This is a genomic window from Streptomyces sp. NBC_00414 (assembly GCF_036038375.1).
In the GTDB taxonomy this organism is placed as follows: Bacteria; Actinomycetota; Actinomycetes; order Streptomycetales; family Streptomycetaceae; genus Streptomyces.
On record NZ_CP107935.1, the window covers coordinates 5,840,724 to 5,861,512 of the forward strand.

16 protein-coding genes and 2 rRNA genes are annotated in these 20,789 nt (G+C 67.6%); 15 read left to right on the top strand and 3 right to left on the bottom strand.

All coding sequences use genetic code 11. From position 1 onward, the window contains the following. Positions 1-7 precede the first annotated feature (7 nt). From OHS59_RS25380 to OHS59_RS25425, 10 genes are all read left to right on the top strand, one after another. Positions 8-3,129 (top strand): 23S ribosomal RNA (locus OHS59_RS25380). A 109-nt stretch (positions 3,130-3,238) separates the two neighbouring features. Further along, positions 3,239-3,355, top strand: a 5S ribosomal RNA gene (rrf, locus tag OHS59_RS25385). A gap of 84 nt (positions 3,356-3,439) precedes the next feature. Next, positions 3,440-4,087, top strand: a complete 648-nt coding sequence (locus OHS59_RS25390; protein ID WP_328495698.1) for an HAD family hydrolase — start codon at positions 3,440-3,442, stop codon at positions 4,085-4,087. A 67-nt stretch (positions 4,088-4,154) separates the two neighbouring features. Continuing rightward, entirely contained in the window at positions 4,155-5,378 is a 1,224-nt protein-coding gene (locus OHS59_RS25395) for an MFS transporter (protein ID WP_328495699.1), read from the top strand. Beyond that, on the top strand, positions 5,329-6,501 hold the full coding sequence (locus OHS59_RS25400) for an acetoin utilization protein AcuC (RefSeq protein WP_328495700.1): 1,173 nt from the start codon (positions 5,329-5,331) through the stop codon (positions 6,499-6,501). Before OHS59_RS25395 ends, OHS59_RS25400 begins: the two co-directional genes overlap by 50 nt. Positions 6,502-6,780: 279 nt before the next feature. Continuing rightward, positions 6,781-7,596, top strand: coding sequence for a phosphatase (locus OHS59_RS25405; RefSeq protein ID WP_328499351.1), 816 nt, complete (start codon positions 6,781-6,783; stop codon positions 7,594-7,596). A gap of 129 nt (positions 7,597-7,725) precedes the next feature. Next, positions 7,726-7,935, top strand: coding sequence for a helix-turn-helix domain-containing protein (locus tag OHS59_RS25410; protein WP_093781815.1), 210 nt, complete (start codon positions 7,726-7,728; stop codon positions 7,933-7,935). 166 nt (positions 7,936-8,101) lie between these two features. Then, entirely contained in the window at positions 8,102-8,200 is a 99-nt protein-coding gene (locus OHS59_RS25415; RefSeq protein WP_003948845.1) for a 30S ribosomal protein bS22, read from the top strand. Between the two features lie 384 nt (positions 8,201-8,584). Next, positions 8,585-9,646 carry an NAD-dependent epimerase/dehydratase family protein gene (locus OHS59_RS25420; RefSeq protein ID WP_328495701.1) on the top strand — a complete coding sequence of 354 codons (1,062 nt, stop codon included), beginning with the start codon at positions 8,585-8,587 and terminating at the stop codon, positions 9,644-9,646. A gap of 25 nt (positions 9,647-9,671) precedes the next feature. Further along, positions 9,672-10,733 carry a lysophospholipid acyltransferase family protein gene (locus OHS59_RS25425; RefSeq protein ID WP_328495702.1) on the top strand — a complete coding sequence of 354 codons (1,062 nt, stop codon included), beginning with the start codon at positions 9,672-9,674 and terminating at the stop codon, positions 10,731-10,733. 91 nt (positions 10,734-10,824) lie between these two features. On the opposite strand, the gene OHS59_RS25430 is transcribed toward OHS59_RS25425, so the two are convergent. The 3 genes from OHS59_RS25430 to OHS59_RS25440 all read right to left on the bottom strand — a co-directional run bounded on the left by OHS59_RS25430 (position 10,825) and on the right by OHS59_RS25440 (position 14,428). Continuing rightward, a complete protein-coding gene (locus OHS59_RS25430) occupies positions 10,825-12,054 on the bottom strand; it encodes a DUF5667 domain-containing protein (protein ID WP_328495703.1) in 1,230 nt (409 codons plus the stop codon). A gap of 318 nt (positions 12,055-12,372) precedes the next feature. Next, a complete protein-coding gene (locus OHS59_RS25435) occupies positions 12,373-13,149 on the bottom strand; it encodes an ECF subfamily RNA polymerase sigma factor, BldN family (RefSeq protein ID WP_189778786.1) in 777 nt (258 codons plus the stop codon). A gap of 346 nt (positions 13,150-13,495) precedes the next feature. Beyond that, positions 13,496-14,428, bottom strand: a complete 933-nt coding sequence (locus tag OHS59_RS25440; RefSeq protein ID WP_328495704.1) for an HAD family hydrolase — start codon at positions 14,426-14,428, stop codon at positions 13,496-13,498. A 297-nt stretch (positions 14,429-14,725) separates the two neighbouring features. Between OHS59_RS25440 and OHS59_RS25445 the strand changes: the two genes are divergently transcribed. The 5 genes from OHS59_RS25445 to OHS59_RS25465 all read left to right on the top strand — a co-directional run bounded on the left by OHS59_RS25445 (position 14,726) and on the right by OHS59_RS25465 (position 20,648). Beyond that, the gene (locus tag OHS59_RS25445; protein ID WP_328495705.1) at positions 14,726-14,998 is read left to right on the top strand and encodes a glutaredoxin family protein; all 273 of its coding nucleotides are present in this window, start codon (positions 14,726-14,728) and stop codon (positions 14,996-14,998) included. Between the two features lie 328 nt (positions 14,999-15,326). Next, positions 15,327-16,100: a redox-sensing transcriptional repressor Rex gene (locus OHS59_RS25450; RefSeq protein WP_107020825.1), complete on the top strand. Its 774-nt coding sequence runs from the start codon at positions 15,327-15,329 to the stop codon at positions 16,098-16,100. Further along, positions 16,097-18,007, top strand: coding sequence for a glutamyl-tRNA reductase (locus OHS59_RS25455; protein ID WP_328495706.1), 1,911 nt, complete (start codon positions 16,097-16,099; stop codon positions 18,005-18,007). The genes OHS59_RS25450 and OHS59_RS25455 overlap by 4 nt, the downstream gene beginning before the upstream one ends. Next, positions 18,004-18,963, top strand: coding sequence for a hydroxymethylbilane synthase (hemC, locus tag OHS59_RS25460; protein WP_328495707.1), 960 nt, complete (start codon positions 18,004-18,006; stop codon positions 18,961-18,963). The genes OHS59_RS25455 and hemC overlap by 4 nt, the downstream gene beginning before the upstream one ends. Next, entirely contained in the window at positions 18,960-20,648 is a 1,689-nt protein-coding gene (locus OHS59_RS25465) for a bifunctional uroporphyrinogen-III C-methyltransferase/uroporphyrinogen-III synthase (protein WP_328495708.1), read from the top strand. Before hemC ends, OHS59_RS25465 begins: the two co-directional genes overlap by 4 nt. Positions 20,649-20,789 lie beyond the last annotated feature (141 nt).

Genomic DNA, 20,789 nt, shown 5'->3' on the forward strand with positions numbered 1-20,789 from the left:
CATCTGTGGCCAAGTTTTTAAGGGCGCACGGTGGATGCCTTGGTACCAGGAACCGATGAAGGACGTGGGAGGCCACGATAGTCCCCGGGGAGCCGTCAACCAGGCTTTGATCCGGGGGTTTCCGAATGGGGAAACCCGGCAGTCGTCATGGGCTGTCACCCACATCTGAACACATAGGGTGTGTGGAGGGAACGCGGGGAAGTGAAACATCTCAGTACCCGCAGGAAGAGAAAACAACCGTGATTCCGGGAGTAGTGGCGAGCGAAACCGGATGAGGCCAAACCGTATGTGTGTGAGACCCGGCAGGGGTTGCGCATGCGGGGTTGTGGGATCTCTCTTTCACAGTCTGCCGGCTGTGAGACGAGTCAGAAACCGTTGGTGTAGGCGAAGGACATGCGAAAGGTCCGGCGTAGAGGGTAAGACCCCCGTAGTCGAAACATCAACGGCTCGTTTGAGAGACACCCAAGTAGCACGGGGCCCGAGAAATCCCGTGTGAATCTGGCGGGACCACCCGCTAAGCCTAAATATTCCCTGGTGACCGATAGCGGATAGTACCGTGAGGGAATGGTGAAAAGTACCGCGGGAGCGGAGTGAAATAGTACCTGAAACCGTGTGCCTACAAGCCGTGGGAGCGTCGCTGTATGTGCTTGCACATGCAGTCGTGACTGCGTGCCTTTTGAAGAATGAGCCTGCGAGTTTGCGGTGTGTTGCGAGGTTAACCCGTGTGGGGAAGCCGTAGCGAAAGCGAGTCCGAATAGGGCGATATAGTAGCGCGCTCAAGACCCGAAGCGGAGTGATCTAGCCATGGGCAGGTTGAAGCGGCTGTAAGAGGTCGTGGAGGACCGAACCCACCAGGGTTGAAAACCTGGGGGATGACCTGTGGTTAGGGGTGAAAGGCCAATCAAACTCCGTGATAGCTGGTTCTCCCCGAAATGCATTTAGGTGCAGCGTCGTGTGTTTCTTACCGGAGGTAGAGCACTGGATAGGCGATGGGCCCTACCGGGTTACTGACCTTAGCCAAACTCCGAATGCCGGTAAGTGAGAGCGCGGCAGTGAGACTGTGGGGGATAAGCTCCATGGTCGAGAGGGAAACAGCCCAGAGCATCGACTAAGGCCCCTAAGCGTACGCTAAGTGGGAAAGGATGTGGAGTCGCACAGACAACCAGGAGGTTGGCTTAGAAGCAGCCACCCTTGAAAGAGTGCGTAATAGCTCACTGGTCTAGTGATTCCGCGCCGACAATGTAGCGGGGCTCAAGCGTACCGCCGAAGTCGTGTCATTCATGCAATAGGGCCAACGCCTGTATGGATGGGTAGGGGAGCGTCGTGTGCCGGGTGAAGCCGCGCCGGAAGGCAGTGGTGGACGGTTCACGAGTGAGAATGCAGGCATGAGTAGCGATACACACGTGAGAAACGTGTGCGCCGATTGACTAAGGGTTCCTGGGTCAAGCTGATCTGCCCAGGGTAAGTCGGGACCTAAGGCGAGGCCGACAGGCGTAGTCGATGGATAACCGGTTGATATTCCGGTACCCGCTGTGAAGCGTCAAACATCGAACCAGGCGATGCTAAGTCCGTGAAGCCGTTCCGGACCCTTCGGGGAATGGAAAGTGGTGGAGCCGACGGACCAGACCTGTAGTAGGTGAGTGATGGGGTGACGCAGGAAGGTAGTCCAGCCCGGGCGGTGGTAGTCCCGGGGTAAGGGTGTAGCCCGTTATCTAGGTAAATCCGGATGACGTTAAGGGTGAGACCTGATGCCGAGCCGATTGTGGTGAAGTGGATGATCCTATGCTGTCGAGAAAAGCCTCTAGCGAGTTTCATGGCGGCCCGTACCCTAAACCGACTCAGGTGGTCAGGTAGAGAATACCGAGGCGTTCGGGTGAACTATGGTTAAGGAACTCGGCAAAATGCCCCCGTAACTTCGGGAGAAGGGGGCCATTCTTGGTGATCCGATTTACTCGGTGAGCTGGGGGTGGCCGCAGAGACCAGCGAGAAGCGACTGTTTACTAAAAACACAGGTCCGTGCGAAGCCGTAAGGCGATGTATACGGACTGACGCCTGCCCGGTGCTGGAACGTTAAGGGGACCGGTTAGTCAAACTTCGGTTTGGCGAAGCTGAGAACTTAAGCGCCAGTAAACGGCGGTGGTAACTATAACCATCCTAAGGTAGCGAAATTCCTTGTCGGGTAAGTTCCGACCTGCACGAATGGCGTAACGACTTCTCGACTGTCTCAACCATAGGCCCGGTGAAATTGCACTACGAGTAAAGATGCTCGTTTCGCGCAGCAGGACGGAAAGACCCCGGGACCTTTACTATAGTTTGATATTGGTGTTCGGTTCGGCTTGTGTAGGATAGCTGGGAGACTGTGAAGCATTGGCGCCAGCCAGTGTGGAGTCGTCGTTGAAATACCAGTCTGGTCGTGCTGGATGTCTAACCTGGGTCCGTGATCCGGATCAGGGACAGTGTCTGATGGGTAGTTTAACTGGGGCGGTTGCCTCCTAAAGAGTAACGGAGGCGCCCAAAGGTTCCCTCAGCCTGGTTGGCAATCAGGTGTTGAGTGTAAGTGCACAAGGGAGCTTGACTGTGAGACCGACGGGTCGAGCAGGGACGAAAGTCGGGACTAGTGATCCGGCGGTGGCTTGTGGAAGCGCCGTCGCTCAACGGATAAAAGGTACCCCGGGGATAACAGGCTGATCTTCCCCAAGAGTCCATATCGACGGGATGGTTTGGCACCTCGATGTCGGCTCGTCGCATCCTGGGGCTGGAGTCGGTCCCAAGGGTTGGGCTGTTCGCCCATTAAAGCGGTACGCGAGCTGGGTTTAGAACGTCGTGAGACAGTTCGGTCCCTATCCGCTGTGCGCGTAGGAATATTGAGAAGGGCTGTCCCTAGTACGAGAGGACCGGGACGGACGAACCTCTGGTGTGCCAGTTGTCCTGCCAAGGGCATGGCTGGTTGGCTACGTTCGGGAGGGATAACCGCTGAAAGCATCTAAGCGGGAAGCCTGCTTCGAGATGAGTATTCCCACCAACTAGATTGGTTAAGGCTCCCAGTAGACGACTGGGTTGATAGGCCGGATGTGGAAGCCCTGTAAGGGGTGGAGCTGACCGGTACTAATAGGCCGAGGGCTTGTCCTCAGTTGCTCGCGTCCACTGTGTTGGTTCTGAAACCACGAACAACCCCGCACTCCCTTGTTTGGTCACGGGGGGTGTGGTGCGGTTGATTTGAATCAGAGTTTCAAAGTGTTTCGGTGGTCATAGCGTGAGGGAAACGCCCGGTTACATTCCGAACCCGGAAGCTAAGCCTTACAGCGCCGATGGTACTGCAGGGGGGACCCTGTGGGAGAGTAGGACGCCGCCGAACAAGTTTTAATGGGAAAGCCCCCGCACTTCGGTGCGGGGGCTTTTCTGCGTTCAGAATCATTCTCCGACGCTTAGGGTCTTCGTCATGCGCTACGACCTGGTGATCTTCGACAACGACGGCGTCCTCGTGGACAGTGAGCCGATCTCCAACACGCTTCTCGCCGCCTATCTCACCGAACTCGGGCATCCCACCTCGTACGAGGACTCCCTGCGCGACTACATGGGGGCCGCCATGCATCGCGTACACGACATGGTCGAGGAGCGGACCGGGCAGCGGTTGCCGGGCGATTTCGACGATGTCTTTCATGGGCGGGTGTTCGCCGCCTTCGAGAAGGAGCTGGAGCCGGTGCCGGGGGCCGTGCAGGTCCTGGAGAAGCTGACCGCGGACGGGGTCCCGTACTGTGTGGCGTCGTCCGGGAGCCATGAGCGGATCCGCGTGGGGCACCGGAAGACCGGCCTCGACCGGTGGTTCGACGACGGGCGCATCTTCAGCTCGCAGGACGTCGGGCGGGGCAAGCCGGCGCCGGATCTGTTCCTGCACGCGGCCGAGCGGATGGGAGTGCCCCCGGAGAAGTGCCTCGTCGTCGAGGACAGCCCGCTCGGCGTGCGGGCGGCCGTCGCGGCGGGGATGGACGTGTACGGCTTCACGGCGATGACGCCGGCCGGGCGACTGGCGGACGCCGACCGGCTCTTCGGGCAGATGAGCGAGCTGATCGGACTGCTCCAGAGCTGAAGCTGAGCGAAATTCATCTTCTGAACCGTCTACCCACGAGTAAGGCGGAGCCCTACGCTGAGCCGCCATGAACGATGTGCTGCGGCGTGGCCGGGTTTCGTTGGCGTTCAGCTTCTTCGCCCAGGGCGTCGCCTTCGCGCTGCTCGTGACCCGTATCCCGGCGATCCAGGACCGGTACGAGGTGTCCGACGGGCTGCTGCCCGCCTTCCTGGCCGCCGTACCGATCCTCGCCGGAGTCGGGAGCGTCTGCACCGAGCACCTGGTGAAGCGGGTGCCGCCCAGTCACGTACTGCGCTGGGCCCAGCCGGTCGTGCTGCTCGCGCTGCTGGGCGTCGGGGCCGGCGACGGGCTGTGGGAGCTGGGGCTGGCACTCGCCGCCTTCGGGCTGGCCGTGGGAGCCCTCGACGCGTCCATGAACATGCTCGGGGTCAGCCTCCAGCACACGTACGGGCGCAGCATCATGCTCGGGTTCCACGCCGCGTTCAGTCTGGGCGGGATCGTCGGGGCCTCGCTCGCCTGGGTGGGGGCGCACTGGGATCTGGCGTTGTTCGTGTCGTATCTGCCCGTCGTGCTGGTGCTGCTGCCGGCCGCGCTCGTCGGGAGCCGGTGGTACGTCGACGGGAGCGGGCACAAGGAGCCCCAGGCGTCGGCGTCGGGCGGGGCCGGTGGGGCGGGTGTGAGTTTCAGGCTGCTGCTGCCGCTGTGTCTGGTGATGTCCTTCGCATACATCGGCGACTCGACGGTCTCCAACTGGAGCGCCAAGTATCTGCAGGACGTGCTCGGCAGCTCGGAGCAGCTGGCGACCGTTCCGTACAACGTCTATATGGTCACCACGCTGCTCGGGCGGGCCGTGGGGGACTTCGGGGTGCGGCGGTTCGGGGCTGTCGCCGTCGTGCGGCTGGGGGCGGTGGTCGCGGCCGCGGGCTTCGCGGTCGTGGCGGTGGCGCCCGGAGCCTGGGTGGGGATGCTCGGCTTCACACTCGTCGGGTTCGGGCTGTGTGTGATCGTGCCGCAGACCTTCGCGGCGGCGGGCCGGCTCTTCCCCGGAGCGGCGGACGCGGCCGTCGCCCGGCTGAACATCTTCAACTACGTGGGTTTCCTGGTGGGCTCTCCCCTGGTGGGAGCACTGGGCGACGCGTGGAGCTACCGGGGGGCGATGCTCGTACCGATGGCGCTGGTGCTCGCGACACTGTTCTACGCCCGTTCGTTCGCTTCCGGACCTTCCCGATACGGTGACGGGCATGAGCGGCCGCGCACAGCTGATGTGGGACGAGGCAGTAACGGGCTATGACTTCGGCCCGGATCATCCGATGGATCCGGTCCGGCTGGCGCTGACCCGGCGGCTGGTCGACGCCTTCGGGCTCGACCGGGAGATGGACGTCGTCTCGGCCAAGCCCGCCGGCGACTCGACCCTGCGCCTGGTGCACAGAGAGGACTACGTCGAGGCGGTCAAGGCCGCTTCCGTGGATCCCCGGGCGGCCGACGGGGCGTACGGGCTCGGGACCATGGACGATCCCGCCTTCGCCGGTATGCATGAGGTGTCCGCCCTGATCGCCGGGCAGTCGGTGGGCGCGGCCGAGGCCGTGTGGCGGGGCGACGCGGTGCACGCGGTGAACTTCGCGGGCGGGCTGCATCATGCGATGCCTGGGGGCGCGTCCGGGTTCTGTATCTACAACGACGCCTCGCTGGCCATCGCCCGGCTGCTGGAGCTCGGGGCCGAGCGGGTCGCGTACGTGGATGTGGACGTGCACCACGGGGACGGCGTGCAGGCCGCGTTCTGGGAGGACCCGCGGGTGCTGACGGTGTCGCTGCACGAGCATCCGCGCACGCTGTTCCCGCAGACGGGGTGGCCCGAGGAGACCGGGGCCGCCGGGGCGGAGGGCTCCGCCGTGAACGTGGCGCTGCCGGCCGGGACCGGGGACGCGGGGTGGCTGCGGGCCTTCCACTCCGTGGTGCCGGAACTGGTCGCCGACTTCCGGCCGCAGGTGCTGGTCACCCAGCACGGGGCCGATACGCATTTCGAGGATCCGCTCGCTCATCTCGCGGTGTCGCTGGACGCGCAGCGGGCCGTGCAGGTGGCCTGTCATGAGCTGGCGCACGAGTACGCCGAGGGGCGGTGGGTCGCTCTCGGTGGGGGCGGGTATGCCGTGGTGGATGTCGTGCCGCGGTCCTGGACGCATCTGGTGGCGATCGCCGCGGGGCGGGAGGTGGCGCCCTCGTCCGTCATTCCCGAGAGTTGGCGGCAGGAAGTGTTCGCTCGTACGCGGCAGTTGGGGCCCGTGCGGATGACCGACGGGCGGTGGCCCGTGTCGTTCGTCGGGTGGGAGGCTGGGTACGACCCTGCGGATCGGCTGGACCAGGCGGTGTTGGCCGCTCGGCGGGCCGTGTTTCCCCTGCGGGGGTTGTTGGCCTAGGGCTGTTTTCGCCCCCGCCGCCCCTACCCTTCCCGTCACTGCATGGGGGCTTCGCCCCCTCGCCCCCGCAATCGCGCTGCGCGCTCGTCCTCAATCGCCGGACGGGCTGGATGGTCCGCGGCCGCGCCTCGATCTCTCAGCCCGCCCGGGGACATTTCAGCCCGTCCGGCGGTTGAGGACCGGGGGTTCGGAGGCGGAGCCCCCGTGAGGTTACGCCAACTGTGGGGTGTTCGGGGTGTTTTAGGGGCGGGGGCGCGGGGTGTGCGGCAGCATCGGGGGGTGTTGAGTACCGGAACGTTGCGGGCGCACCTGCTGGCGGCGAGGCTGGCCGGGACCGTGGCCACCTCGCGTGAGGTGAGCCTCAGGAGTTATCGGCTGTTCGCCGCGCGGGATCCGCGGCTGACGATCGGACTCGATCCCGAATGGACCTGGAAGCAGTCCGACCTGATCGCCTTGATGGCGGAGAAGTGTGGCGTATCGGGTGATCCGCGGCATACCTCCGGACTCGATGTGATCGATCCCGACCGGACTCTGGCGGCGCTCGACGCCTTCGCGGAGCGGCTTGCGGAAGCCGCGCGGAACCGTTCCCCGGTGCTGCTCGGCACCGGACATCCGCACCGACTGCTCGGCTTCTACGCCGCTCTCGCGGACGCTCTGTCGGCGGCTGGATGTACCGTCCTCACCCCCGCGCATGGTCACTGTGTCGACATAACGACCCGGTTCGGTCTACGCACGTACAACCTTGACTACGTACGGGGAGTCGCGCTGGTGCGGGAACCCGGGGCGCAGGGTGCCGGTCGCTCGACCGGCGCGCACACGCACTCCCCCCTCCCGGTTCGGGCCGTCCTGGCCGCCGCGGCGGAGGCCGGGGGGCCGCTTCCGAAACTCGTGGTGGGAGACCATGGATGGGTCTGCGGGGCAGGTCAGCTGGGGTTCGAGGCCATCGGCCTGGGTGACACCGATGATCCCGCGCTGTTCGTCGGCGAGGCAGAGGGGCGGGTGTCCGTCGTCGTTCCACTTGATGACGCTGTGCGGTCTGATTACTACCGACCGCTTACTCGCTATGTACTCAATCGAGCGTGTCTGTCACAGTAGGCCGCCGATGGGCCCTCCTCTTCCCCACTCGCATCACCCGCCCCTACTCTGGGGAGTGAGCACGCAGCGACGAAGTGTCACCGGAAGGGGAAGCCGGCGACCGTCGAGTGCGGAAGGTTCAGGTGTGTCATGGCTGCAGGCGAGAGGCCTCTGAACGAGGTTCAGTTCCTTACCGTGGCGGAAGTCGCCTCGGTGATGCGAGTGTCGAAGATGACCGTGTACCGCTTGGTGCACAGCGGTCATCTGCCCGCGATCCGGGTGGGGAGGTCGTTCCGCGTCCCGGAGCAAGCGGTTCACGAGTACCTTCGCGAGTCCTACGTGGGGGTGGAGACAGCCTGACGGCGCTCCGGAGGAAGTCCCGGGGAGGCTAGATCGCGTCCCCGGGATTTCACCCGGAACCCCTCGATTACAACCTCTGGCGCTCAGGCGGGTAGGCTGGCCCCTCATAAGTCGTGTGGGCCCATGCAGCCCAGCAACGAGTAAAGAGAAGTGAGCGAGGGTAGTCGTGGGCTCTGTTATCAAGAAGCGGCGTAAGCGGATGGCCAAGAAGAAGCACCGCAAGCTGCTCAAGCGCACTCGCGTTCAGCGACGCAACAAGAAGTAGTCGCGACCTGCGGCGGTGGCCCACCACGCGAAAGCGGGGAGTGGGCGACGCTGCGACAGTGCGCTCTGTGGCCCCTCACCGACTGGTGAGGGGCCACAGTCGTGTGCGCACGGGGTCCGGGAGCTCGGAGTCCGAGGCCCCGTATTCGGCGTATTCGGCGTCCTGTTCGGCGTCCCCCGTCCGGCGGTGCGAACGCTGTGCGTAGGTCTGAGCGTATGTTCCGTCCGGCGAATGGCTGGGTCTGATCGTATGTTCGGAGGTGCCGTCACTTCGTGCATCGGGCAGTCATCACAGCGCAACACCGACCCGCTAACGTGACCGTCACGGGGAACACGGCAGAGTACGAGCAGGATGTCGTCGACGGCTGGAAGGAAGGCGCTGATCTTGGGGAAGGTCGTGCTCGTGACCGGAGTGGCCCGTCAGCTGGGGGGCCGGTTCGTACGACGGATCCAGCGTGACCCCGAAGTGGACCGGGTGGTCGCCGTGGACGCGGTCGCGCCCGAGCACCACCTGGGCGGAGCGGATTTCGTACGGGCCGACATAAGGCAGCCCACCATCGCCAGGCTGCTGGCCGAGCACTCCGTGGACACGGTCGTGCACATGGACGTGACGGGCACCCCGCTGGGCAGCGGAAGCCGGGCCACGGTCAAGGAGACCAACGTCATCGGCACCATGCAGTTGCTCGGTGCCTGCCAGAAGTCGCCGACGGTCAAGCGGCTGGTCGTGAAGTCCAGTACGAACGTCTATGGATCGGCGCCCCGTGACCCGGCCGTCTTCACCGAGACGACCCCGCCCAAGTCGCTGCCCAGCGGCGGCTTCGCGAAGGACACGGTCGAGGTCGAGGGGTACGTGCGAGGGTTCGCGCGGCGGCGGCCCGACGTCGCCGTGTGCGTGCTGCGGTTCGCGAACATCCTCGGACCGAGCGCGGACACCCCGCTCGCCGCGTACTTCTCGCTGCCCGTGCTGCCGACCGTCCTCGGCTACGACCCGCGGCTGCAGTTCGTGCACGAGGACGACGTGATCGACGTACTGCGGATCGCCTCGCACGAACCGGACCGGGGCACGCTCAACAGCGGCACGTTCAACATCACCGGCGACGGCGTCCTGCTGCTCTCGCAGTGCGCGCGCAGGCTGGGCCGGCCCACGGTCCCGGTGCTGATGCCCGCGATCAGCTGGGTGGGCTCGGCACTGCGTACGGTGGGCATGACGGACTTCTCGCCCGAGCAGCTGAGGCTGCTCACCCATGGCCGGGTCGTGGCGACGAACCAGATGCGCGAGACGCTCGGATACCAGCCGAAATTCACGACGGCGGAGACGTTCGCGGACTTCGCCCGCAGCCGGGGCCCCGGACTGCTGCCGCCCGAGGCCCTTGCGGGGGCCGTCGACCGGATCGCCGCACTGCCCGCACTGGGCGGTGGCCACCCCCCGACGCAGAGCGCCAACTGAGCGCCAACCGAGGAGCGCATCAACGATGGCGGACGCCAAGGTCATTCCGTTCGACGACGACCGGTCCCGCGGGAGTGCCGTACAACGGCCCGCGCGGCGCCGGGGGGCGGGGAGCAGGCGCAAGGGCGAGCCCACGGCGGTTCACGAGGTCCAGCCACTGCCCGCACGAACGATTCAGCAGGATGATGTTCCTGTGACGCATGAGGAACCGGCTGCTGATTCGGCCGCTGTGGACACGCCGCAGGGCGATGGCTGGGAGCGGCGCGTCGCCGGCGGCCTGTCGTTCCTGCGCCGGCGCCTGACGGGTGAGTACGAGGTCGACGACTTCGGTTACGACCAGGAGCTCACCGAGCAGGTCCTGATGTCTCTGGTGCGCCCCCTCTACGAGAAGTACTTCCGCGTCGAGGTGAAGGGCATCGAGAACATCCCGTCGGAGGGCGGGGCGCTGATCGTGGCCAACCACTCGGGGACGCTGCCGCTTGACGGCCTGATGATGCAGGTCGCGGTCCACGACAACCATCCCGAGAACCGGCACCTGCGGCTGCTCGCGGCCGACCTGGTCTTCATGCTGCCCGTGGTCAACGAGCTGGCCCGCAAGGCCGGCCACACCCTCGCGTGCGCGGAGGACGCCGAAAGGCTTCTGCAGCGCGGCGAGCTGGTCGGGGTGATGCCGGAGGGCTTCAAGGGCATCGGCAAGCCGTTCAGCGAGCGCTACAAGCTGCAGCGCTTCGGCCGCGGCGGCTTCGTGTCGACCGCGCTGCGCCAGGGCACACCGATCATTCCGTGCTCGATCGTGGGCGCGGAGGAGATCTATCCGATGATCGGCAACGCGAAGACCCTCGCGCGGCTGCTCGGGTTCCCGTACTTCCCGATCACGCCGACCTTCCCGTGGCTCGGTCCGCTGGGCGCGGTCCCGCTGCCGACGAAGTGGACGATCCAGTTCGGCGAGCCGATCCGCACGGACGGCTATCCGCCGGAGGCGGCCGAGGACCCGATGCTGATGTTCAACCTGACGGACCAGGTGCGGGAACAGATCCAGCACACGCTGTACAAGCTGTTGGTCCAGCGCCGCTCGGTGTTCTTCTAGGTCCGGCTGAGTTCTTCCGGCCGACGGCGATTACGAACGCGAGTGGGGGCGCCCTTTCAAAAGGGCGCCCCCACTCGCGTACCGGTGGAAGCTAGTCCGCGTCCTCGCTGTCGATGCCCAGGCCCGGGAGCAGGCCCGGGAGCAGGGGCGGCAGGGTCACGTCCGGCTCGGGTGTCGGCGTGTCCTTGCCTGACGGGGAGGCGCTGGCGTCGTCCTCGGGCGGGTCGAGGAGGCCGCCCGTGTTGCCGCCGAGCAGGCCGTCGTCCTCCGTCTTGGACGTGGACGGCTTGGGCTTTCCGCTGCCCGTCCCGGTGCCGTCGGACGAGTCGCCGCCGGTGGCCCTGGGCGAGGCCGGCCGGTCCGAACCGGAGGAGCCGGTGGAGTCAGAACTCGCGCCGCGGTGACGGCCCGTGCCCTCCGGGGAGGGCGGCTGCGGGAGCAGCGCGCGCAGCGGGTCGACCTCTTCGTCTATGGCGTCGAAGACCGAGCTGACCTGGCGGCTGACGTCGCCGAGCTGGACGGGCAGCCGGTCGCGCAGGGCACCCCAGGCGTCGCGGTGCGACTGCGAGAAGGCGGAGAGCGCCTGGATGGGGCCCAGGGAGTCCGGGTCCCGCTCATAGGCTTCGTGCAGCAGGCGGTGGCCCTCGGAGACGTCGTGCTGCATGCCGAACAGCGCACGCCGGATCTCGCCCAGGGACTCGTGGTCCAGGGGGCCCGAGCGGCCGCGCTCCATCAGACGGCGCGCCTCGCTCAGCCGGGTGGAGGCCTGGTCGAGATAGAGCTCGCCGCGGTCGCTGCTGCCGTCGGCCATGCCCAGCCTGAGGTCCTCCATTCCGCGCTTGAGCCCGTAGAGCGAGTCACCGGGCAGGGCGTCGGAGCTGGCAGCGGCGACCCCGCTGAAGGCTCCGGCGGCCACACCGACGGTGAGTCCGCCCGCGGCGAGCCCTTTCGACAGCCGGGAACGGGGCCGCAGTTTCCCCAGCCCGGTCGCCCTGTGCGCGCCCTTGCCCCGATGGGACCGCTGCTCGGGGACCGAAGAGCCGGCCGCCTCGCCGCCCGCGGCCGTGCCCTCCATCAGCATGGCCTCCATCGCGGCCACCAGCTGGGCCCTCTGGACGACCTTGACCTCGGGGTCCATCTTCGGTTTGGGCAGCTCGCCGAGGCCGGTCGCCAGGGACAGCATCCGGCTCTGCTCGGACCGGTCCGCGACAGCCGGAGCAGGTCCTTCGGACTGCTCGGCCGCCGTATCCCTGTCGGAGTGCTCCTCCAGGGCCTGGGCGAAGGCGTTCGTCCGCCGGTGCGCCGATACGTTCGCGATCACTGGCGGCACCTCCTCTCGTCATGACGGGTCGGCTCCCCAGGGGGTCCTGAGGGTTGCACCCCCTGACCACGACAACTCGATCGAGTGATCGAAGACGGCCAGGGTGTGACCACAGGGAGCCTGTATCCCGCACAACGAGCGGCTCGGCACTTGGGTTACGGACGACGGATGATCGGACCGTGAAGTCAACAGACTTTCACGGAGGGTGAGTTGGACGTCGCTGAGCGTATGGATTCATGAGGGGATCCATACGGAGTCGTACCGGGGGCCGGTCCGGCGGGCCGGCTGTGTGGCGTCGAGCGTGCGGGATGCGGGGTCTCAGCGGGCGTCTTCCGGGAGGAGCCGGGCCAGGGTGCGCACGGCCCGGTACTGGAGGGTCTTGATCGCGCCTTCGTTCTTGCCCATGACGCGGGCGGTCTCGGCGACCGAGAGGCCCTGGAGGAATCGCAGGGTCACGCACTCCTGCTGCTGGGGATTGAGGCGGCGAACGGCGTCCAGCAGTGCCGCGTTCGAGAGGGACTCCAGGACGGAGTCCTCGGGTGAGCGCTCGACCTCGTTGGCGTCGAGCATCTCGCCGGTGGTCACTTCGAGCCGGAAACGGCTCGACTTGAAGTGGTCCGCGACGAGGTTGCGGGCGATGGTGACCAGCCAGGCGCCGAAGTCACGGCCCTGCCAGGTGAATGTTCCGATGCGGCGCAGTGCGCGCAGGAACGTCTCGCTCGTGAGGTCTTCCGCGGTCGCCTTTCCGCCGACGCGGTAGTAGATGTAGCGGTACACGGTGTCGCTGTACTGGTCGTAGAGCCGGCCGAAGGCCTCGGCCTCTCCGGCCTGTGCGCGCTCCACCAGTTCCATCATCCGGGCGCTGTCACTGTCTGCGGCCGGGCGGCGTGCGGGGGTGGCTGGCGCGCTCGAACGGCCTCGTCTGCCGACCGCCGCGCTTCCCTCGGCCAGTGCGTAGCACGGGCCGACGGGCGCGACGGAGACAGCGAGGGCGGGGACGGCGTACGCGGTGGGGACGAAGCCGCGCAAGCGGTCGAGGACCGTTGCGCGCAGCGTAGCCAGGCCCGAGGCGTCAACCCCGACGTGTGGGTACACGGGACTCCCAGAGGCAGAGCTTCCATCACGTGCAGTACCGGACCGTTCACCCGTCGTAGCGAAAGGTGGGGTCCGTTATGCGTCTGAGGAGAATAACGCTTCGTACAGGCAGTGCTACACCCAGTTGCTCAAATCATCGATTACGTCGCTTCTGTAACCGAATGACGCCTGATCAAGTGCCGGATCATGACCGGTTGTTGATCGATTCGTTTCGCGTTCCGTCTGAGTCCAGGGCGTGTTGTGGCCGGGTGCCGTCAACGTGACTGAGGGGGACGGCCCCGCCCCGAAGGGGCGCGCGGCAGGGCATGGCGGGGCGAGGTGGGGCGGGCAGGGTGGAGGGGCCGCGCTAGCGGCGGCGGCGGTGCAGGGCGATCGCGGCAGCCGTGCCGCCGGCGACCGCGCCGACCCCGGCGGCCGCCGGGATGCCGACCTTCGCGGCCTTGCGGCCGGTGCGGTAGTCGCGCAGCCGCCAGTCGAGGGTGCGGGCGTGCTTGCGGAGCTTGGCGTCCGGGTTGATCGCGTACGGGTGTCCGACCAGCGAAAGCATCGGGATGTCGTTGTGGGAGTCGCTGTACGCGGCGCAGCGGCCGAGGTCCAGGCCCTCCGCGGCGGCCAGCGCGCGGACCGCCTCCGCCTTGGCGGGGCCGTGCAGCGGTTCGCCGACGAGCTTGCCGGTGTATACGCCGTCCACGGATTCCGCGACCGTGCCGAGGGCACCGGTCAGGCCGAGGCGGCGGGCGATCACGGTGGCGATCTCTACCGGGGCGGCCGTTACGAGCCACACCTTCTGGCCCGCGTCCAGGTGGGCCTGGGCCAGGGCGCGGGTACCGGGCCAGATGCGCTCGGCCATGTACTCGTCGTAGATCTCCTCGCCGATCGACATCAGTTCGGCGACGCGGTGGCCCTTGACGATGGACAGCGCGGAGTCGCGGGCGTCCTGCATGTGCTCGGGGTCCTCGACGCCGGCCAGCCGGAACCAGGCCTGCTGCCAGGCGAACCGGTACAGGTCGCGGGACTCGAAGAACCTGCGCTTGTAGAGGCCGCGGCCGAAGTGGAAGATCGCGGCGCCCTGCATCACGGTGTTGTCCAGGTCGAAGAACGCGGCGGCCTGGTCGTCGCCGTAGACCGGGAAGTCCGGTTCGGCGGCGCCGGGCGTGGTTGCGAGCTCCTCCAGTTCCTGGGAGGTCTTGCGCGCTGCCTCAGCCGAGGCCTCGCCTGCCAGCACGCTGCGCGCGGTCGCGGAGCGCCTACGGGGAGTGAGCCATCCGAGAGCGGCCATGGCGTGAGCATAGCCAGTTTGTTCGGTGCGGCTGGAGTCGGGAGGTTTGGATGCGGTGAACTCTTCGCGGCGGTGTTGTTGCGGGGCCTTGCCCTTGGGGGCGGCCCCTTGTCGGCTTCGCCGGGGGGTGTGCGTCGGGTGCGGATCCGGTGGGGGCTTGTCGCGCCGTTCCCCGCGCCCCTGGAAAGCCCCTGCGGGGCTTTGCGCCGTTCCCCGCGCCCCTAAATGGGACGGCCCCCTGCTTCAGGGGCGCGGGGAGCTGCGTGCTCGGGGCGTGGGGCGCGGGAGAATGGGGGGATGAGGTCTCTTTTTGGGCGTGGTGCGCGGCGGGAGCGGGTCGTTACTTTGATCGGGAAGCCCGACTGTCATTTGTGTGAAGACGCACAGGGAGTTGTGGAGAAGGTCTGCGGTGAGCTGGGAGTGCCCTGGGAGAAGAAGGACATCACCGAGGACGCGGAGCTGCACAAGGAGTACTGGGAGCAGATCCCGGTGGTGCTGGTGGACGGGGCGCAGCACACGTTCTGGCGGGTGGACGAGGGACGGCTGCGGCGGGCACTCACGGCGAAGTAGGGGCCGGTGGGGCGCAGGAGTAATCGGACCGTGGCCTGACTGAGTAGTCCGACGGGGCCGGAATGTCACTTAGGATCGAGGGCGATTCGTACTCGGGGGCGGGGATCGTAGAGGAGAGTGTGCGGTTTTGCCCCCAAGAAGTGAGGAACGAAGGCGCGTGTGCGCCGGTTCCGTACGGGTGCGCCGGGGGTGCGTGACCCCGGTCACGTTGGCCGGGCAAATCGGACACCATCTTTGTGCACGCGTTCACAAAGACATAGCCTGCATTCGACGGGGCGGTCCAGGAACGTGTGACCGCCTGAAGCCCCGCGCTACCCGCAGGAGCACCGTGGCAACTGGCCGAACTCACCGAACGGCGACCCGCAGCCGAGGGATTCCCGAGGCCACCGTCGCCAGGCTTCCGCTGTATCTCCGAGCCCTCACCGCTCTGTCGGAGCGCTCGGTACCCACGGTCTCCTCCGAGGAACTCGCGGCCGCGGCAGGGGTCAACTCCGCCAAGCTGCGCAAGGACTTCTCGTACCTCGGGTCGTACGGAACGCGCGGTGTGGGCTACGACGTCGAGTATCTCGTCTACCAGATCTCCCGCGAGCTGGGCCTGACCCAGGACTGGCCGGTAGTGATCGTCGGGATAGGAAATCTCGGTGCGGCCCTGGCCAACTACGGCGGGTTCGCCTCACGCGGGTTCCGGGTCGCGGCGCTGATCGACGCCGATCCCGCGATGGCCGGGAAGCCCGTCGCCGGGATCCCCGTGCAGCACACCGACGAGCTGGAAAAGATCATCGACGACAACGGTGTGTCGATCGGTGTCATCGCGACCCCCGCCGGAGCCGCACAGCAGGTCTGCGAGCGGCTCGTCGCCGCCGGTGTGACCTCCATCCTGAACTTCGCGCCGACCGTGCTGTCCGTGCCGGACGGCGTCGACGTGCGCAAGGTCGACCTCTCCATCGAGCTGCAGATCCTCGCCTTCCACGAGCAGCGCAAGGCCGGCGAGGAGGCCGAGGCGCAGGCCGACGCCGTGCTCGCCGCCGAGGCCGAGGCCGCGGCGGCCAAGGGGGCCGGGAAAGGGCCCGACGGGGACGTCCCCGCCGTGATGCCGGCATGAGTCTCCTCGTCGTCGGGCTGAGCCACCGCAGCGCTCCGGTCAGCGTCCTGGAGCGTGCCGCGCTGTCCGCGGACGCCCAGGTCAAGCTGTTGCAGGACACGGTCGCCGCCGAACCGGCCACCGAGGCCGCGGTTCTCGCCACCTGCAACCGGATCGAGCTCTACGCCGACGTGGACAAGTTCCACGCCGGTGTCGCCGAGCTCTCCACGCTGCTCGCGCAGCACAGCGGGGTCGGACTGGAGGAGCTCACCCCTTATCTCTACGTGCACTACGAGGACCGTGCAGTCCACCATCTGTTCTCGGTGGCGTGCGGGCTCGACTCGATGGTGGTCGGCGAGGGACAGATCCTCGGCCAGATCAAGGACGCGCTCGCCACCGCGCAGGAGCTGCACTCGGCCGGCCGGCTGCTGAACGACCTCTTCCAGCAGGCGCTGCGGGTCGGCAAGCGCGCTCACTCCGAGACCGGCATCGACCGGGCCGGGCAGTCCCTGGTGACCTTCGGCCTTGAGCAGTTCGCCGCCGGCACCGAGGTCGACGCCTGGGCCCGGGACAAGCGGGTCCTCGTGATCGGCGCCGGCTCCATGTCCTCACTGGCCGCGGCCACCCTCGCGCGCGCGGGCGTGGCCGAAGTGGTCGTCGCCAACCGGACGTTCGACCGGGCCGAGCGGCTCGCCACGCTCCTCGTGGAGCAGTACGGACAGCGTTCGGACGAGCGGGGCGGCACGGACGTGGTGGCCCGTGCGGTGCCGATCGACGCGGTCGCCGACGAACTGACACGTGCCGATGTCGTCGTGTCGTGCACCGGCGCGACCGGTCTCGTCCTCACGGCCGAGGTCGTCTCGACGGCGATGGAGGGGCGTACGGCCCGTCCGTCCGCCCCGGACGCCGGTACGCGCGGTGCGACCGGAGGCTCCGCTCGTCCCGGTGCGTCCGTCGCGCGGGGCGAGCTGCCGCCCACCAGCGTCGGCACCGACGAGAACTGTCCCCTCGACCTCTCCGCCGTGCAGGGCACCGCCGGGTTCTCCGTGCTCGGCGAGGCCGCCGTGGCAGGGATGGCCGCGGCCGAACTGGAACAGCACGCCGCCTGGGTCGACAAGGGGGTCTCCGCGGGTTCGACGACCGCGTCCGAGGCGCCCGCCGGCTCCGACGCCGTCCTCGATCCCGCCGCCGAGGCCGAGGCCATCGCCGCGCTCGCCGCCGTCTCGGCCACCGTCGGACGGGTGCCCGAGCGGCGCCGGCCCGAGCCCGTCGCCGACGTACCCCGGCCCACGCCCGTGCTTTCGCTGCTCGACCTCGCCATGCCCCGTGACATCGACGCGGCCGCGCACCGGCTGCCCGGGGTGCGGCTGGTGGACATCGAGTCCCTCGCCGAGGCCTCCGCCGACGCGCCCATGGCCGCCGACGTGGACCAGGTGCGACGGATCGTCTCCGACGAGGTCGCCGCCTTCGGCGCCGCACTGCGGGCCGCCCACATCACTCCGACCGTCGTGGCGCTGCGCACGATGGCGGCCGACGTCGTCGCGGGCGAGATCGCCCGGCTCGACGGACGGCTGCCCGGCCTCGACGACAAGCAGCGCAGCGAGATCACGCAGACCGTGCGACGCGTCGTGGACAAGCTGCTCCACGCGCCGACCGTACGGGTCAAGCAGCTCGCCGCCGAGCCCGGCGGTGCCGGGTACGCGGACGCGCTGCGGACCCTGTTCGACCTGGACCAGGAGACGGTCGCCGCTGTTTCGCGGGCCGAGGGGCGGGACGCCGACACCGGTACCGCCGGCGGTGTCGGCATCGCCAGTGGTGTGGGCGACGGGCGTCGTGGCGACGGTGGGTTTGGCGACAGCGGGCGCGTTGTCGGCAGCAGAGTTTCCGACAACAACTTCGAGAGCGCCGAAAACCGAGGGCGAGCATGACTGAGCAGGCACTGAGGCTCGGGACCAGGCGGAGCAGACTCGCCATGGCCCAGTCCGGGCAGGTGGCGGACGCCGTGAGCCAGGTGACCGGACGGCCCGTCGAGCTCGTGGAGATCACGACCTACGGGGACACGTCCCGTGAACACCTCGCGCAGATCGGCGGCACGGGCGTCTTCGTGACCGCCCTGCGGGACGCGCTGCTGCGCGGGGAGGTCGACTTCGCGGTGCACTCCCTCAAGGACCTGCCGACCGGGCAGCCCGACGAGCTCGCGCTGGCCGCCGTACCCGTCCGCGCGGACGCCCGTGACGTACTGATCGCACGGGACGGCCTGACGTTCGCCGAACTGCCGAACGGGGCGCGGATCGGTACCGGCTCGCCGCGTCGCATGGCCCAGCTGAACGCGTACGCGCGTGACCACGGGCTGACGATCGAGACCGTTCCGATCCGCGGGAACATCGATACGCGCATCGGGTTCGTGCGGAGTGGCGAGCTGGACGGTGTCGTGCTCGCCGCCGCCGGACTGCAGCGCGTCGGACGGACCGATGAAGTGACCGATTTTCTGCCGGTCGACACAATTTTGCCCGCCCCCGGCCAGGGGGCCCTCGCGATCGAGTGCGCCGCGGACAACGCGGACCTCGTCGCTGCGCTCGCCGAGCTCGACGACCCGTACACCCGGGCCGCCGTGACCGCCGAGCGGTCCCTGCTCGCCGCCCTGGAGGCCGGTTGCAGCGCACCTGTGGGTGCCTTCGCCGACCTTCTGGCCGACGGGCAGATTGTCAAGGAAATGCGCCTGCGCGGCGTCGTCGGCACGACCGACGGCTCGACGCTGGTGCAGTTGTCCACCACCGGTCCCGTGCCCGAGACACATGACCAAGCAATGGCGCTCGGCCGTGAACTCGCTGCCGAGATGCTTGCCAAGGGCGCGGCCGGTCTGATGGGGGAGCGAGTACATTGAGCCCCACCACCCTTCCCATCGGCCTCGAACACGGGCACGTCACCTTCCTCGGTGCCGGACCCGGTGATCCGGGACTGCTGACTCTGCGCGCCGTGGAGGCGCTGGGGAACGCTGATGTCCTGGTCGCCGAACCCGAAGTGCTCGACGTCGTCCGCACGCACGCCAGACGAAACGTCACCGTGCTCGACACCGATACGGGCGCGAGCCCGGACACGCCTCAGCTGAAGGTAGTTGACGGCACGTCAACCACCTCTGGCATCCCCGCGTCGAAGGACGCGGCCAATATTGTCATGGAGGCCGCGAGGGGCGGCAGGCGGGTCGTCCGTGCGGTTTCGGGTGACCCCGGACTCGACGCGTACGCCGCCGGCGAGATGCTCGCCTGCGCTGCCGCGGGTGTGCCTTTCGAAGTCGTGCCCGGGGTTGCCGCCGCTGTGGGTGTGCCCGCTTACGCGGGTGTGCCGCTGCGGGACGCCGAGGGCGCGGACGTGCGATTCGTCGACGCCCGTACCGCGTCCGCGCGGTGCTGGACCGAGGTCGGGGCGTCCGACGGGACCGTCGTAGTTTCCGCTGCTCTTGATTCCGTGGGGGCCGCCGCGGGTGAGCTCGTGGCTGCCGGGCGTAAGCCCGATACCCCTATGACCGTCACCGTCGCCGGTACCACCACGCGGCAGCGGACCTGGTGCGCCACGCTCGGCACCATCGCGCAGACGCTGAAGCAGGCCAAGGTGCTGCCCTCGCCCGAGGGCGGGCGGCCGGTGATAGCCGTGGTCGGTGAGCGTTCCTCCGCCGCTCAGCGCGAGCAGCTCTCGTGGTTCGAGTCCAAGCCGCTGTTCGGCTGGAAGGTGCTCGTGCCGCGTACGAAGGAGCAGGCGGCCTCGCTCTCCGACCAGCTGCGGTCGTACGGGGCCGTGCCGCACGAGGTGCCGACCATCGCTGTCGAGCCGCCGCGTACGCCCCAGCAGATGGAGCGGGCGGTCAAGGGTCTGGTGACGGGCCGGTACGAGTGGATCGCCTTCACCTCGGTCAACGCCGTCAAGGCCGTGCGGGAGAAGTTCGAGGAGTACGGGCTCGACGCGCGTGCCTTCGCCGGGATCAAGGTCGCCGCCGTGGGTGAGCAGACCGCCAAGGCGCTGATCGCTTTTGGGGTCAAGCCTGATCTGGTGCCCAGTGGTGAGCAGTCCGCTGCGGGGTTGTTGGAGGACTGGCCTCCTTACGATCCTGTTTTTGATCCGATCGATCGGGTCTTTCTGCCTCGGGCCGACATCGCCACCGAGACGTTGGTTGCCGGGCTGATCGAGTTGGGCTGGGAGGTCGACGACGTCACTGCCTATCGGACCGTGCGTGCTTCGCCGCCGCCTGCCGATACCCGTGAAGCGATCAAGGGTGGGGGGTTCGACGCTGTTCTGTTCACCTCGTCCTCCACTGTGCGGAATCTGGTGGGTATCGCCGGGAAGCCGCACAACGTGACCGTGATCGCTTGTATCGGGCCCGCCACTGCCAAGACCGCCGAGGAGCATGGGCTGCGCGTCGACGTCATGTCGCCCGAGCCTTCCGTGCATCGGCTGGCCGAGGCTCTGGCGGAGTTCGGGCTTCGGCGGCGGGCTTCCGCCCTTGAGGCCGGGGATCCTGTCACCCGGCCGAGCGAGCGGCGGCCTGGGTCCCGGCGGAGGCGTACCACCACGTAGGTGTGGGGCTCGCGGGGGTGTTGTCCTGGGGTCGGGGCCGTGCCGGTACGTCGAGTCCGTCGCCTTCCGGGTGTACTGCTGTACGCCTGGGAGTGTGGGGTTTCTTGCAGGAGCCCTATGCGACGGACTTCGACGTACCGG